This window comes from Embleya sp. NPDC008237 (assembly GCF_042956465.1).
GTDB lineage: Bacteria > Actinomycetota > Actinomycetes > Streptomycetales > Streptomycetaceae > Embleya.
Genome location: NZ_JBIBGL010000004.1, coordinates 480661 through 495610 on the forward strand (window position 1 = coordinate 480661; position 14950 = coordinate 495610).

General features: G+C 71.5%; 14 protein-coding genes. 7 read left to right on the top strand and 7 right to left on the bottom strand.

Features of this window, described 5'->3' with window-relative positions:
• Window positions 1–33 precede the first annotated feature (33 nt).
• Window positions 34–582, bottom strand: a complete 549-nt coding sequence (gene msrA / locus ACFZBU_RS12635; protein ID WP_391583503.1) for a peptide-methionine (S)-S-oxide reductase MsrA — start codon at window positions 580–582, stop codon at window positions 34–36.
• A gap of 697 nt (window positions 583–1279) precedes the next feature.
• Between msrA and ACFZBU_RS12640 the strand changes: the two genes are divergently transcribed.
• Entirely contained in the window at window positions 1280–1789 is a 510-nt protein-coding gene (locus ACFZBU_RS12640; RefSeq protein ID WP_391583504.1) for a hypothetical protein, read from the top strand.
• Window positions 1790–2061: 272 nt separating this feature from the next.
• Complete coding sequence (locus ACFZBU_RS12645) at window positions 2062–2859, top strand: hypothetical protein (RefSeq protein WP_391583505.1); 798 nt, start codon at window positions 2062–2064, stop codon at window positions 2857–2859.
• A 107-nt stretch (window positions 2860–2966) separates the two neighbouring features.
• Here the strand turns inward: ACFZBU_RS12645 and ACFZBU_RS12650 are convergent, their stop codons facing one another.
• Both ACFZBU_RS12650 and ACFZBU_RS12655 read right to left on the bottom strand, forming a co-directional pair.
• Window positions 2967–3665 carry a hypothetical protein gene (locus tag ACFZBU_RS12650; protein WP_391583506.1) on the bottom strand — a complete coding sequence of 233 codons (699 nt, stop codon included), beginning with the start codon at window positions 3663–3665 and terminating at the stop codon, window positions 2967–2969.
• A 147-nt stretch (window positions 3666–3812) separates the two neighbouring features.
• Window positions 3813–4319 (bottom strand): MarR family winged helix-turn-helix transcriptional regulator, encoded by a 507-nt coding sequence (locus ACFZBU_RS12655; protein ID WP_391583507.1) that lies wholly within the window; start codon window positions 4317–4319, stop codon window positions 3813–3815.
• Window positions 4320–4411: 92 nt separating this feature from the next.
• Between ACFZBU_RS12655 and ACFZBU_RS12660 the strand changes: the two genes are divergently transcribed.
• A complete protein-coding gene (locus tag ACFZBU_RS12660; protein WP_391583508.1) occupies window positions 4412–5365 on the top strand; it encodes an EamA family transporter in 954 nt (317 codons plus the stop codon).
• 38 nt (window positions 5366–5403) lie between these two features.
• Window positions 5404–6321, top strand: coding sequence for an SDR family oxidoreductase (locus tag ACFZBU_RS12665; RefSeq protein WP_391583509.1), 918 nt, complete (start codon window positions 5404–5406; stop codon window positions 6319–6321).
• Here ACFZBU_RS12665 and ACFZBU_RS12670 read toward each other — a convergent pair.
• The 3 genes from ACFZBU_RS12670 to ACFZBU_RS12680 all read right to left on the bottom strand — a co-directional run bounded on the left by ACFZBU_RS12670 (window position 6278) and on the right by ACFZBU_RS12680 (window position 9628).
• Entirely contained in the window at window positions 6278–7426 is a 1149-nt protein-coding gene (locus ACFZBU_RS12670; protein WP_391583510.1) for an erythromycin esterase family protein, read from the bottom strand. The genes ACFZBU_RS12665 and ACFZBU_RS12670 overlap by 44 nt on opposite strands.
• A 301-nt stretch (window positions 7427–7727) precedes the next feature.
• Window positions 7728–8963 (bottom strand): sensor histidine kinase, encoded by a 1236-nt coding sequence (locus ACFZBU_RS12675; protein WP_391583511.1) that lies wholly within the window; start codon window positions 8961–8963, stop codon window positions 7728–7730.
• The gene (locus ACFZBU_RS12680) at window positions 8960–9628 is read right to left on the bottom strand and encodes a response regulator transcription factor (RefSeq protein ID WP_391583512.1); all 669 of its coding nucleotides are present in this window, start codon (window positions 9626–9628) and stop codon (window positions 8960–8962) included. The genes ACFZBU_RS12675 and ACFZBU_RS12680 overlap by 4 nt, the downstream gene beginning before the upstream one ends.
• 318 nt (window positions 9629–9946) lie before the next feature.
• On the opposite strand from ACFZBU_RS12680, the gene ACFZBU_RS12685 reads away from it, so the two are divergent.
• On the top strand, window positions 9947–11455 hold the full coding sequence (locus ACFZBU_RS12685) for a S41 family peptidase (protein ID WP_391583513.1): 1509 nt from the start codon (window positions 9947–9949) through the stop codon (window positions 11453–11455).
• A gap of 108 nt (window positions 11456–11563) precedes the next feature.
• Here the strand turns inward: ACFZBU_RS12685 and ACFZBU_RS12690 are convergent, their stop codons facing one another.
• Window positions 11564–12415, bottom strand: coding sequence for a siderophore-interacting protein (locus ACFZBU_RS12690; RefSeq protein WP_391583514.1), 852 nt, complete (start codon window positions 12413–12415; stop codon window positions 11564–11566).
• A 431-nt stretch (window positions 12416–12846) separates the two neighbouring features.
• Between ACFZBU_RS12690 and ACFZBU_RS12695 the strand changes: the two genes are divergently transcribed.
• Window positions 12847–13818 carry a FecCD family ABC transporter permease gene (locus ACFZBU_RS12695; protein WP_391583742.1) on the top strand — a complete coding sequence of 324 codons (972 nt, stop codon included), beginning with the start codon at window positions 12847–12849 and terminating at the stop codon, window positions 13816–13818.
• Window positions 13815–14903, top strand: a complete 1089-nt coding sequence (locus ACFZBU_RS12700; protein WP_391583515.1) for a FecCD family ABC transporter permease — start codon at window positions 13815–13817, stop codon at window positions 14901–14903. The genes ACFZBU_RS12695 and ACFZBU_RS12700 overlap by 4 nt, the downstream gene beginning before the upstream one ends.
• The last annotated feature ends 47 nt before the right edge of the window (window positions 14904–14950 follow it).

The window sequence follows — 14950 nt, forward strand, 5'->3', positions numbered from 1 at the left end:
CCGGCATCCTCGGCCGCGGCGGCCGGTTCGGGCTCAGTCGGTTTCGAGCCCCAGCGTGCGCAGTTTCGGTTCGATGACCGCGCGGCAGTACGGCTCGAAACGGTGCCTGTTGTAGAAGTCCTGCTGGTCGGATTCCGCCTCGATGAACTGCCCGTACGGCCGCAGATCGGTCACGATATCCCGGCCGAGTTGCCGCCGTACCGAATCCATGACTTTCTCGGAACGCGCCCGTTGTTCCTCGTCGGCATAGAAGATCGTCGAGTGGTAGATGGAGCCGTGGTCGGCGCCGCTCTGGTTCGGCGTGGTCGGATCATGACTCCGGAAGAAGAAGATCAATACTTCTTCGAAGGAGATCTCGTCCGGCCGGAATGTCAGCTGTACCGCCTCGACGAATTTCTGCGGGTTGAGCCCGTGGCGTACGTACGCCTCGTAGTCGGGCGGCGGACCGCTATCCCCGGCGTATCCCGCGACGCTCGAGGCGATCCCGGGGGTCCGACGCGCCACCGCATCAAAGGACCAGAAACAACCGGGACCAAGTGTCACCGTCTCGCTATTGCCGTCCGCGGACATTGCCTCGACCATCGGAATCCTCCCCCGGAACTCTTCCGTATTCTGCGCCGAAGAGTAGCAGGATCGAACCTTTCGGTTACCGGATGGAACCTTTTTCATTCGGGTCGAAGCCCACCCGGGTCGGCGCCTCCCCCGGTGCGCTCCCCGATTGCTGCGGGAGGCTCGTGTGCGCCGTCGGTGCGCCGCTACCGATCTTGCCGCGACCGATGCCAGGCTCTCGCGCATGGCCGAACGCCGAGCGCGGCCGCGAGCAGATCCCGGGGAAAAAGAAGCGCCGCACAGGCAACCGGACGGATCCGGGAGTCGTATTTGGTCAAGAGCGGCCGACTATGCCCGGCGCCCACGCACACCCCGGACCGCAACCCGCACGAGGCGGCCATCGCCCCACTGTGTTGTGCCGTCGTCAGGATCACATTCCTCGCCGGTATGGGTCTCGTCGTCCTTCGTGTTGTGCCGGTTCGGGTGCCGGTCGGCGGACGAACGGACGCCGTCGGCCGCAATGTTCATGGAATTCACGCACAATCCGCACAGTCCCGCACAATCCGCCCAGACTCTCACAACTCGCACAACCGTACGGATTCGTATCGATTCACACCGACTTATGGCACACCGGCGAACCGGCCGTCGAGACTCGGATCCGCCGCCCACCCGCACGCGACCACCATCCGCACCGCGCCTTCCCCGAAGGCCCTCGACCCAGGAGAGTTCCGTGAACCCCGACGACAAGCACATCGACCAGATCCTCGGCGGCCGGGCCGCCGGGGCCCTCGTCAACGCGTGGATCGACGCCTTCATGACCGACGACCTCCTCAGCCGTGCGGCCGCCACACGCGTGGCGTGCGAGCGGCTCGCCGACCGTTCGCCCTGGCTGATCGCCGAGACCGGGCAAACCTGGCGCCTACGCGGGGACTTCACACCCACGGCGGACTTCTCTCCGGGTCTGGTCCGGGTGCTTGCCGTGCGCCATGCCGTCGACCTGCGCCCGCACGAAGGCACCGCGGCCGTCCTGCTCGGCGACGCCGAACACGACCCCGGCCACCCCATCGGCTGGATGGACCTCTGCGACTTCGACATCCTCTACGCGCTCGACGGCTGGCCCCGGCCGAGTTCGACGACCCGCGACTCCGACCCCGCCGTGGACGCCGCTTCGGCGACCGAACCGCCGCCGCAACGCCTCCAGGAGTTCGAATGCGGCCTGCGCGACCAGGGCATCGAATGACCGATGCCGGCAACACCCGTACCACTCGCCCGAGTTGACCCGAAGCCGGCCTCGGCACCACGTCCTCCCGGGGCAGCGGAGCACTCCGCACCCGCCTCCGGGCGGCGGGTGTTCGGGCGGGCCCGGGCCCGATCGATGGATCGACATCCGGCCATGTGTAGCCGAATCACCTGGTGAAGCACGGAGCTTGGCGCAATACCTACCTGCGGGGCGTTCGCTGAAAGTGATTGGCTGACTTCTGTCGGTTATCGCGCTGAGGTGGGGAGTCACGCGTGATCATTCAGTTGTACGGCGAACGGACCGGGCGTTCGGATACGGTCGCCGGCTACGAAAAGGCGGTGGCCGGCTGTCCGAGCCTGGCCTACCGGCACGGAGGGCATCTCGCCGTCGGGCGGCGCACGTTCGAGCGCGCCGCGGTCGACAAGGGCCTCGCCCTCTACATCGACGTCCCGCACCATCTGCTCGGGTTCGACGATTCCGGCGCCCGTGGCATCGCCGAGATCAAGCCGAACAGTTGGGACGGCGGCTTCCTGAACTTCGAGGTGGGTGGTGGCCGGCACTGGACCGACGGCCTGGTCACCGCACCCGAATCGGTGCTGTGGCAGGCGATTCACGCCTACTGGAGCGTGAAGGTGCCGGAGTACGAGGGCGCTTCCGCTCGCGAGCGGCAGGCATATCGCCGGGGGCGTCTGCCCTCGGACGCGAAGGGAGTGCCCACCATCGAAGACCTGTCCGGCCTGATCGACTACGGCCGGTGTCGGCAGTCGGGGCCGGTTCTGGTGGTGAGGGGCTGGAGCATGGAGTTCGAGGAACCCGACAGCCGGGACGAGGAGTTGCCCTTCCTCGTCGCGTTGTCCGACCCGCTTCGCCATCCGGTCCCGCTCACCGGCCCGTACGGCTCAGGGGGCGACCGGGACGAGATCGCGCGGCTGGAGCGGATCAGGAACCAGGATTCCCCGATGCGCATGGGCCGCCGCCGGTGGCCCCGGCCGGGGCAACGTGGTCGACCGCCGAGAAGTCGTGCGTTCGATCACGGAAGGATCGACCCGGGACGCTCGCTCGCGCATTGATCACGCCGATCCGCCGACTCCGCATCCGGCGGCCCGGCAGCCCGGCAGCCCGTTCCGGGGTATCGGAGCGGGCCGCCGGGCGTCGCGGGACGCGGGCGCGAGTCGGGTCAGTGGCCGCCGCCGTCGCCCGGCGCGGCCTCGGCCTTGTCGGTGTGCCAGTTGGTGACGATCGGCTTGTCGATGCCGGTGTCGCCACCCCTCGGGGTCAGCTTCACCCCGGTGCCGCCGTCGGTCAGGCCGATGTGGAAGGAGTCGAACAGGATCTCGTTGTTGTCGTTCGTCGTCTTCGGGTTGATCCCCGCGTAGGCGGACGAACCGCCGCTCAGGGTGAGCTTCGGGCCGACCGAGTGTTCGGCGGGCGAGGCCTGCGCCTTGGAGCCGAACGTGACGACCGGGTGCGTCTCCGGCAGCACGCAGGTGACGCCACTGTTCGCGGTCGCCTTCACCAGGAAGTAGCCGCCCGCCACGCTCTCGGTGGTGACCGAATAGGTCAGGTCGTCGTCCTTGCACTGCCGGGCGCTCCCGCCCCCGCCCCCGGTGCCGCCCGTGCCGCCGCCGACAGCGGAGGACGTACCCGTCCTGGCGCCTCCGGTAGGCGGTACGGCGGCCGATCCACCCGCGGCGCCGGCCGTGCCCGGCGCCGAGGGTGTCGTCCGGGTGGAGGGTACGGCCGCGGGGGTGGTGGGAGCCGTGCCCGCGGCGTTGTCCTTCGAGTCGTCGTCGTTGCACGCCGTGGTCAGGGAGATCAGTGCGGCGCAGGAGAGGCCGAGCACGGTCTTGAGGGCGGATTGCCGAAACGAACGCATGAACTTCCAACTCCGGAACCGATGGGACGTCGGAGCGCGTGGGCTCCCGTTCGGGGATGGACACGCCACGGGATCGTCCCGGGTTGCAAAGGAGTTCGCGGATGTTGGCTGGATCTCATCCGCGTGCCGCCACCTCCCGACGGGGGCCTACGTCCGGTCGGATGCCCCGTCGCCGAGGCCGATCAGGAGTTTGCGCAGCAGCCCGGCCAACTGTTCCTGCTCGGTGGGGTTCAACGGCGTCAGGAGTTCCTTCTCGCGGTCGACGTGGTCGACGAGGATCTCGTCTACGAGTTCGCGGCCCTGATCGGTCAGCGTGACCAGGACGCAGCGTCGATTGCTGGAATCGGTCTCGCGGGTCACCAGTCCCCTGGCGACCAGGCGGTCGATGCGGTTGGTGATCGCCCCGGACGTGACCATGGACGCCTCGACGAGAGCGCCCGTGGTCAGCCGGAAGGGGGGCCCGGCCCGGCGCAGCGTGCCCAGTACGTCGAACTCCCACAGTTGCAGGCCGTGGGTGCCGAAGTTGTGGTGCAGTTCGCGGTCCAGGATGCGCGAGGCGCGCTGGATCCGGCCGACCACACCCATCGGCGCGGGGTCGATGTCCGGTCGCTCGACTCTCCACTGGTCCAGGCGCCAGTCGACGTTGTCCCGCACGGCACTCCTCAACGTTGAACTGTTTGACCTGATGCTAACAGGAGCACTACCGTCGGCCAACGTTGAACAGTTCAACGTTGAAAGGACGGGCGATGGCCCAGACTCATGAGGTCACCGGCCCCGCCGCCGGCACCGGCGCCGCCGGGAACCCGGCGCACATGTGGGGGTTCACCGGTCTTGCCGCCGTGGCGCCGGTGACCTGGGGCACCACCTACCTGGTGACCACCGAATTCCTGCCTCCGGGCGTTCCCCTGGGGGCGGGCGTGATCCGAGCGCTTCCGGCGGGGTTGCTCCTGCTCCTGATCTCCCGGACGCTGCCGCGCGGGGACTGGTGGTGGCGCTCGGCCGTGCTGGGCGCGCTGAACATCGGGGCGCTGTTCGCCCTGCTGTTCGTCGCGGCCTACCGGCTCCCCGGCGGTGTCGCGGGCACGCTCAGCGCCGTACAGCCACTCCTGGTCGCCGGAATCGCCCTCGTGCTGCTGGATGTACGCCCCACTCGATGGCAACTCGGCTGGGGCTTGGCCGGCGTGGTCGGGGTCGGCCTGATCGTGCTCCGCGGTCAGGTCTCGTTCGACCTGATCGGCATACTGGCCGGCCTCGGCGGCGCCGCGTCGATGGCACTCGGGCTCGTGCTGACCAAGCGCTGGGGGCGTCCGCCGGGCGTCGGGGCGCCGGCCTTCGCGGGCTGGCAGCTCACCGCGGGCGGTCTGTTGCTCGTCCCCGTCGCGCTCGCCGTCGAGGGACTGCCGCCGGCACCGGACGCCGCCGCGCTCGGCGGATACGCCTGGCTGGCCCTCGTCGCCACGGCGCTTGCGCACTCGTTGTGGTTCCAGGGACTGGGCCGACTCCCGGTCACGGCCGTCTCGTTCCTCACGCTGCTGTCACCGGCGGTGGCCGCGGCCCTGGGTTGGCTGGTGCTGGATCAGTCCCTCACTCCGCTCCAGGGTGTCGGGTTCGCCCTCGCCCTCGCGTCGATCGCCGCCGCTCAGCTCACCCCCGACGCCGCACGCGCGCTGATCCGCAGGAAGCGCACCGACGTTCGCTGATCGACGACAACCCCTCACCTCACGAAGGACGCAGAACCTTGGACCGCACCCTGCTGATCACCGGAGCCACCGGAACCGTGTCCGGCGCTTTGATCGAGGCCCTCCACGACTGCGGGTTCCGGCTGCGGGCACTGATCCGCGACCCGTCGAAGGCGGAACCGCTGCGGGCGCGCGGCATCGACGTCCGCATCGGCGACCTCGACGAACCACGCTCCCTGCCCCCGGCCTTCGAAGGCGTCCACGACCTCTGGCTGGTGGTCCCCAACGGCCCACGGGCAGCCGAGAACAACATGAACGCCGTCTGGGCGGCTCGCCGGGCGAACGTCGAGCGTGTGGTGCGCCTGTCCGCGGTCGGCGCGGCCCACGATGCCCCCACCCGCAGCGGACGCCTGCACGCGCTGTCCGATCACGAAGTCCGACGGTCCGGACTCGGCTGGACCGTCCTGCGCCCGCACTGGTTCATGCAGAACCTGCTCGCCGAGGCCGACGACATCGCAACCGAGGGCACGTTCCGGCTCAACACCGCGGACGGTCGCCTCGGCATGGTCGACGCACGCGACATCGCCGCACTCGCCGCGAAGGTACTCACCGACGGCCCGAACCACCACCACGAGAGGATCTACACCCCCACCGGGCCGCAGTCGATCGGCTTCGCCGACGTGGCGCGACAATTCGAGCGGGTACTCGGCGCACCCGTCCGCTACGTCCCGACCGCGGACGACGAACGCGAGGCGCGTCTCCTCGGGTTCGGCGTGCCGGCCTGGATCGTCGGAATGCTGACCGAGTACGCACGGGCCTATGCATCCGGCTGGGGAGACTTCACCACCACCGACGTCGAGGACGTCACCGGCCGACGGCCGCGCGGCATCGCGGACTTCGCCCGCGACCACGCCGACGCGTTCACGGGCGGGGTCAGCGGCGGTGGGTCGGGCCGATGTGGTGCAGATGGACGATGATGTCGTGGGTCGGGAGCAGGCGGGTGTCCTCGTATTCGCCACAGGGCCGGTACGCGCCGATGTTGCGGGTGGGGCGGGCGGCGGCGAGCCAGTTGCGGGCGGTGCCGGCGGCCACGGCGCGGGTGTCGAGGTACCAGTCGCGCCGGGAGACCCGCTCCAGGACGTCCTCGCTGCCGTGCGCCATCGCCGGGCCGACGTCGAACCGACGCCAGGGCGTGCCGGGGGCGTTCGCGTCGATGGCGTTGAACGACCCCTGGCCGAAGGTGAATCCGACGTTGACGTAGCGGGAGCCGAGGTGTTCGCGCAGGAGGCGGCCCAGGGTCGCGGGCCGCCGGTCGGGCAGCGCGGGGCCGGCGGCGACCTGGCTGTTGTGCGCGGACAGGAAGACCTTGGTGCCGGTGTGGCGCTGCCACCACAGGGTGGTGTCGGCAGGCCCCCGGTCGCGGTGGCGCAGCGCGGCTTCGTCGGTGGGACCGGGCAACGCGGAGTCGGCGTGGTCGGCACCGTTCCCGGCCACCCGGACCGGGCTTTCGGGGTGGCGCACGTTCCAGGTACGCATCCACCGGAACAGGTCCCGCGTCTCGGTGGTGTTCCACTGGCCGCTGCCGGCCCGGAATTCCTCGTCCATGATCGTCCGCAGGTGGCCGGTGCCGCGCAGTACCCACGCGTCCAGGCGGACGCCGGCATCCCAGGAAGCCCCGAAGACGAAGCTCCGGAACCCCTGGCCTTCGACCAGGTGCCGGAACAGCCGATGCTTGACGGTGCAGAACTCGCTCGAACCGTACGTGGCCGCGCCCACCGCGACCACGTCCGCACCGCGGACCATCGTGTCGAACGCCCGGAGATCCGCCCCGGAACCGCCCGGCACGGTGCTGCCCAACGTGTACGCGGAGCGCGCCAGCCCGGACACCGGGTCACCACGTGATGTGGCGCCGGTCGTCGGCGTCGCGAAGGGGGTGGCGGTCCACGTGGGCGCGGTGGCGGTCGTATCCCACGGCGACAGGACCGGCATCGGGCCCCGGACCGGGTGCGACCCCGGCCCGTGCCGGTACCCGGCCGTCCGGGTCTCGACGCCTTGGGGTGGGGGAAAATCATCGGATTTCATGACTCCGACGCTAGGCAATGCACCGCACCGTGCGCCTCGTCCGAAAGACCCAGGACTCCGGTACCCCTTCCGTCGGATACGACAAGTACCCGGGGACCGGGAAGCCGCCGCCGCAGGGCGGGCGCAAGCCACCTGCATGGGCTCTCACCTGGGAAGACACCACTGGGAAGACACCCGCCGACAGGCAGGGCTCCTCCGGAGCGCCCCGTCGCTCCGGCCCCGTCGGCGTGCTCCTGTTCCACTTGCCGTTCGCCCGATGCGTCGACCGGCCGTGATGCCGCCCCCTCGTCCGGATGCGCGCTCAGACCACCGGGATGCCCCGCCCGGCCGGGCTCTCGGTCGTCGCATGGGGGACGGGACGATCCGGTGGGAATGTCACGGTCACCGTGAGGCCGCCGTCGGGGCGAGGGGTCACGGCGAGTTCGGCGCCGTGGCAGGTCACGACGGCGTGCACGATGGCCAGGCCCAGGCCGTGCCCGTCGCGGGCGGCGGTGCGGTCGCGGCCGAGGCGCCGGAACGGCCGCAGGAGGCCGGGGATCTCGTCGGGACGGATGATCGGGCCGGTGTTGGCCACGGTCAGCGTCGCGCCGCCGGCGGGCGTGCTCGACGTCGCCACCTCGATGCTGCCGCCGGGCACATTGTGCCGTACGGCGTTGTCCACCAGGTTTGCCACGAGCCGTTCGACCAGGCGAACGTCTCCCCACATGGGCGCCACCTCGACCCGGGAGCGGATGCGGGGGCGCGGGGTCGGCGTGGCCTCCTCGTCGGGGGCCGCGGCGCTGCGAAGCGCGTCGCGGGTGATGCGGTCGAGTCGGAGGCGGTCCCGGCGTTCGACGCCCCGTTCGCCGCGCGCGAGGGTCAGGAGCGCTTCGATCAGGCGTTCCTGGTGGCGACCGGCGATCAGGACGCGCTCGCACACTCGGCGCAGTGATTCGACGGTCGGTTGTGGGTCGGCGAGGCCGACTTCGACGAGGGTGCGGGCTCGGGTCAGCGGCGTGCGCAGCTCGTGCGAGGCGTTGGCGGCGAAGGAGCGCTGTGCGTTGAACGCGGCTTCGAGCCGGGACAGCAAGTCGTCGATGGTGTCGCCGAGTTCCTTGAGCTCGTCGTCGGGGCCGCGGAGCGCGAGGCGGCGATCCAGGCTGCCGGCCGAGATGTCGCGCGTGGTGACGATGATGGTGCGCAGCGGACGCAGCACGCGACCGGCCGTGAACCAGCCGAGTCCGACCGACACCACGGTCATGATCGCCACCGCGATGCCGGACTGGGTGAGGAGTTCGTGCAGCAGGTCGGTGGAGCGCGCGTCGACCCGCTGTTGCAGCCCACCCTCGGCCGGGGGCGGGCCGGCGGCGGGCGATGCGTGGTCTCCGCCGCGCACGGTGCGTTCGGAGAACGGCGCTTGGCCGGATTCGTGCGCCACGAGCAGGTAGGTGATGGCCAGGAGGGCGATCCCGGAGACCAGGAAGAGTGTCCCGTACAGGACGGTCAGCCGCAGTCGCACCGATTGCCGGCGGCGTGTCGGCGACGCCGGGCGGGTCACGACGGATCCTCCCGGACCCGGTAGCCCGCCTGCGCGACCGTGTGGATGATCCGCGGCTCGCCGAGTTTGCGGCGCAGCCGGCTGACGGTGACCTTGACGGCGGTGGTGAACGGATCGGCGGCTTCGTCCCAGACGCGTTCGAGCAGTTCCTCGGCGGACACCACCCGGCCCCGCGCGGCCAACAACAGTTCCAGGACCGCGAACTCCTTCGGACCCAGGTCGAGGCTGCGCCCGCCGCGCGACGCGTGTCGGCGGGCCGGGTCGAGGACGATCCCGCCGCCGACCAGCACCGGTGGCACCGCCGGGTGGGCGCGGCGCAGCAACGCCCGGATGCGGGCGATGAGTTCGGCGAAGGCGAAGGGTTTGCCGAGGTAGTCGTCGGCGCCCCGGCCGAGGCCGTCGACCAGGTCCTCGGTCGAGCCGGCGGCGGTCAGCATCAGGACCCGGCTGCCGCGTTCGGCCGCGATCAGGGCCGCGCACACGTCGTCGCCGTGCAGAAGCGGCAGATCCCGGTCGAGGACGATCACGTCGTAGGTCGTGACCAGCGCACGTTCCAGTCCGGCGGCGCCGTCGAAGGCCACGTCGACCGCCATGCGTTCGCGCCGCAACCCGAGCGCGATCGTCTCGGCAAGTTCCTCGTCGTCGTCGATCACGAGCACGCGCACGCTGGTCCCTTCGCGGATGAGGTCGACACCGCCCATGATGCCCGGCCGCGGGTTGCACGGAGGTGACAGCGCGCGCCACGGCCCAGCAACCGGTGCGTCCGTAGAACTGGTGGCCGTGGCCCGCCGGTTCGGCGCGTCGCCTCCACCCACTCGTGAATCGTCTGAACGGGAGTACGGATGTCCGAGGAAAAACCGACCACCGGGGCTGTCGCGCCGGGCCGCGATCGGCGTGCTCACTCGCGCCGCACCGGGCGACCGGGCACGGCGTCCCGCAGGATCGGCGCGGGGACCGTAGTGGTCGTCGCGGCGGCTCTGGCCGTGAATATCGGGGTCGCCGGTGCGAACGCGTCCGACGGTGGCGCGAGCAAGAACCGCGACAGGCCGCCCGCGTGCGTGCAGCTGGACGACAACAAGCCGCCGGAGCACCCGCCGACACCCCGGGCGGCCGGCCTCACCACCCTGGAGCAGGCGTACCACTGCATTTTCGACAACTCCTACAGCGGACCGATCCTGGACTCGCGGACCCTGCTGGTCGGCGCGTTCGGCGCATTCACCAAGGAGCTGCGGCGGCGCGGTTCGGATCGGGCGAATGCCGTCCTGCCCGCGTTGACGGGTCAACGCTCCCGGGACTGGCGGGCGTTCGCCGGACGGTACCAGGAGATCCTGGACACTCTCGCGGACGACGCCGAGCTGCGCCAGGCGCTGTTCACCGCTTCGGTGCGCGGCATGGTCGCGGCGTTGCACGACGATCATGCCGCCGTCGGCACGCTGTTCGCGCCGCCCGGGGGATCGGAGGCGTCGTTCGGGTTCGGGTTCCGCACCTTCCCGGTCGGCGGGCACAACCCGACCGCCACCGAAGGCGTCACCGAGCCCGTGTACCTGGACGATGTCACCCCGGGAACGCCGGCGGCGCTGGCCGGGCTCAGGCCGGGCGATCTCGTCGTGGCGGTCGACGGCGTACCGGCGTTCTCGAACGGGGTCCTCAACGGCGGCATCTTCGCGCTGTTGTATCCACTGCGCACGCAGACCGATCCGGTGCGACTGACCGTTCGGCGGCCGGCCGACGGCGGGACCCGGACGGTGGAGATGACACCGACGCAGCTCGGCCCCGGGGGCGGCCCGGCACCCGGCGGAGGCCCCGCCACCGGAGGTGATCCGGCACCCGGGGGCGGTCCCGCGCCCGGAGGTGGCCCCGCACCGGGAGGTGGGCCGGGGCCGGGCGGCGGGCCGGAGGCGACGCTGCTCCCGGGCGGCATCGTCAAGGTCCGGATGGCCGGGTTCTCCCCCGGCATCGCCGGACGGGTTCTCCAGGCCATCGCCGACTTCCGCCGGGCCGGCTCGGTGAACGGGGTGATCCTCGACCTGCGCGGCAACCATGGCGGCGATCCGGCGGAAGTCGGCACGCTGCTGGGCGCGTTCGTACACGGCAAGGTGTGGGGCCACAGCTGCGATGTCAAGGACCATTGCAAACCCATCCACCGAACCGACGACACGGTGCCGCTGCTGAATCTGCCGCTCGTCGCGCTCACGGACGGCCAAACCGTTTCCGCGGGCGATGCGTTCGCCGCCGCCGTCAAGGACTTCGGCATCGGCACGCTCGTCGGCGACCGCACGGGAGGCATGGCGTCCGGGGACGCGCACGGCTATCTGCTCGACGACAACAACACCGTCATCGGCATGCCGTCCACCCACATCCTGGGCGGCAACCGCGAGATCATTTCTGGCATCGGCGTGCCGGCGGACCACCGGATACCGACCACCCCCGAGGACATCTCGGCCGGTCGCGACCCGGCCACCGACAAGGCGGTGGAAGTGCTGACCCACTGACCCCGCGCGCACCCGCCGACCGGAACTCCCGCCCCGCCGAACCGCCCACGCGGCGCGGCGGGGCGACCGGCCCCGGGGTCGGGGTTGTTCCGGCCGGGCCGGCCGCCCTCAGCGGTCCGTGTCCTCCGGTTCCGCCAGCCACTCCTCCACGGTCTTCCCGCGGCGCCAGTAGCCGGCGGCGTGCAGGGTGTGCCGACTCAGGCCGCGTTCGTTGCGCAGGTAGCGGCGGATGGTGCGGACGGTGAGTGCCTCGCCCGCGACCCAGGCGTGCACGGTGCCGTCGGGCCAGGGAAACTCGCAGACCGCGTCGGCCAGTCGGTCCTCGTCGGGGTCGGTCGCCCCGTCGCGGTGCAGCCAGTGGATGCGCACGTCGGTGTCGGGGGCCGCGGCGAGGTGCTGTTCCTCGTGCCGGTCGGCGACCTCGACGAAGACGTGTGCGCGGGTGCCGGGGGCGAGGCGTTCCAGGATCGAGGCGACGGCCGGCAGCGCCGTCTCGTCGCCGGCGATCAGCAACTGCCCGGCGTCGGCGGGCGGGAGCTCTCCGAGGGCGGGGCCGGCGATGCCCAGTACGGCACCGGGTCGGGCCTCCCGGGCCCACTCGACGGCTCGACCGCTGCCGTGGATCACGAAGTCGATGTCGAGTTCGGGCCCGGCCGGGTCGAAGCGTCGCACCGTGTAGTTGCGTGCGTGCGACGGAGTGGCGCCGGCGGGGTACACCGGGCCGTCCGGGCCGAATTCGGGCAGCACCGGGATCGGCTCGCCCTTCGACGGAAAGAACAGTTTGACCCGTTCGTCGGCTTGCCTGCCGCCCTCGAAGCCGCGCAACCCGTCCCCGCCGAGCGTCAGTCGCAACATCCTGGGCGTCACCTCGACCGAGCGCACGACCGTGGCCAGACAGGTGCGGATCGGCGAACGCCCGGTGCGTCCGCGGCGGTCGGTGGCCTCGTCGTCTCGCGCCATGGGGGCTCGCTCCTTCGTCGTTGCGGACCCGATTGCTCCGGGTCGTCGTGGCCGGGATCGTCTGCCGGATGCGCGCGGTCGGGCGGGTGGACGAGCGGGGCGGCCGCCGGGTGCCCCGCGCGCGATCGGGCGAACGCTCGCCCACCGGGTCGAGCCGCGCGACGCCGCCGCACCCCGAGGCGAGCGAATCCCGCCGCCCCACACCCGAGTTCGGAGGCGGGAGCACCCCGGACCGGCCGTCGATAGCCCCGCCCCGGATGCGACGCTGGGCGGGATGCCACCGTGACCGGGCACACTGGGCAAGGTGGTCAGGCATGCCTTACCTTACTGGAGTGTCTCTCCGGGTCGATTCCCCCGATGCTCCGTCCGTCGTCGGCGCCGCGCCCGATGCCCGGGCCGGGTCCGGCCGTTCGCGACGGCTCGCGCTGCTCGTGATCCTGGCCGTGCTGTTGCTCGGCGCACTGTTCGCATCCCTGGCCATCGGCACCCGCAACGTCGCGCCCGGCGAGGTGTTCGCCATGCTCGGCGGCGAACGCGCGGGTGACGCCGGGCTGATCCGCGACCTGCGGGTTCCCCGTACGCTCCTGGGGCTCCTGGTCGGCGTCGCGCTCGGCGTGGCGGGTGCGGTCGCCCAGGACGTGACCCGCAACCCGCTGGCCGACCCCGGACTTATCGGAGTCAGCGCGGGTGCGGCATTCGCGGTCGCGGCGAGTGTGGGGTTGCTCGGATTGACCGGATCGCACGGCTACCTGTGGTTCGCCTTCGCGGGCGCGGCGATCGCGGGCGCGATCGCCTATCTCGTGGGCGGCGCGGGCGTGGGCGGCGCGACGCCCGCCAAGCTCGCGCTCGCCGGGGCGGCGGTCAGCGCCCTGCTGGAGGCCGGCACCAGCGCTCTCGTACTGAGCGACCCCGGTTCACTCGGTCGCTACCGGTCCTGGGCGGTCGGTTCGCTTGCCGGCCGGGACAGCGAAACCACACTGTTCCTGGTGCCGTTCGTCGTGGTCGGCGTGTGCCTCGCGCTGGGTCTGACCGGCCGGCTCAACGCGTTGGCCTTGGGCGACGAACTCGCCACCACGCTCGGCACCCGAGCGGGCACCACCCGGGCCCTGGGCGCACTCGCGGTGGTCGTGCTGACCGGCACGGCGGTCGCCGCCGCCGGACCGATCGTGTTCGTCGGCCTGGTGGTCCCGCACGTGCTGCGGGCCTTCACCGGGCCCGACGCCCGCTGGCTGGTGCCGTGTTCGGGGCTGGCCGGCGCGGTGTTGTTGCTGCTCGCCGACGTGATCGGGCGAGTGATCGCGCGCCCGACGGAGGTGGAGGTGGGCGTGGTCACCGCCTTCCTCGGGGCGCCGTTCCTCATCCATCTGGTCAGGCGCGGAAGAATCGGGGAGCACTCCGGATGAAGACTGCCCGGATCGAAACCGCCCGGCGCGTACCGCACATCGTGCGATGGGAGCGCGGTCCGCTCGGGATCGCCGTGCACCCGCGCACGCTCGTCGCGGTCGCCGCCCTGATCGCGCTGGTCTTCGGTGGGCTGATCGCGTCGCTGGCGTTGGGCGACTACCCGCTCGGATGGCGTGACGTGGTCACCGGCCTGTTCTGGGCCGGACCGGCCGATGCCGAGTTGGTGGTGCACGAACTCCGGCTACCGCGCGCCCTGGTGGGGATGCTGGTCGGGCTCGCGCTGGGGATGGCCGGCGCGGTCTTCCAGGCCGTGACCCGCAATCCGCTCGCCGGGCCGGACCTGATCGGGATCACCGCCGGTGCCGGTGCCGGCGCCGTCCTGGCGATCCTGTTGGGCGGGGTGAGCACGACGCGGTCGACGACCTACGGCGCGGTCCCGCTCGGCGCGCTGATCGGCGCGCTCGCGACGGCTGCGGCCATCTACCTGTTGGCGTTTCGCGGCGGCACCATCTCCGGCTACGGCTTCGTCCTCGTCGGCATCGCGGTCAACGGCATGCTGGCCGCCTCCACCCGCTGGATGCTCGCGCGCGTCGACATCGACGCCGCGACCCGGGCCACCTCGTGGCTGACCGGCAGCCTGGACGGACGCGAGTACACCCATGTGCGCTGGCTCGGCTATGCGCTCGTCGTGCTGGTGCCGGCCACCATCGCGCTCGCGCGGCCGTATCGCATGCTCCAGTTCGACGACGACACCGCCGCGAGCCTGGGAATGCCGGTCACCCGCTCGCGGATCGCCCTGCTCGTGCTGGCCACCGCGCTGACGGCGGCGGCGACCGCGTGTGCGGGGCCGGTGGTCTTCGTCGCGCTCGCCGCCCCGCAGATCGCCCGCAGGTTGGCCGGCACCCCCGGGCTGCCCCTGGTCGTCAGCGGCCTGGTCGGAGCGGCCCTGGTGGTCCTGGCGGACGTGGTCGCACGAACCGCGTTCCCCACCGAACTCCCGGTCGGCATCGTCACCGGCGCCGTCGGGGCACCGTACCTGCTGTGGTTGCTCGCCCGGAACAACCGGGCCGGAAAGGGAGGCTGACGTGGGTTCCGCGCCAGAGCAGACCAGGCCGACGGGGCACCCGGACG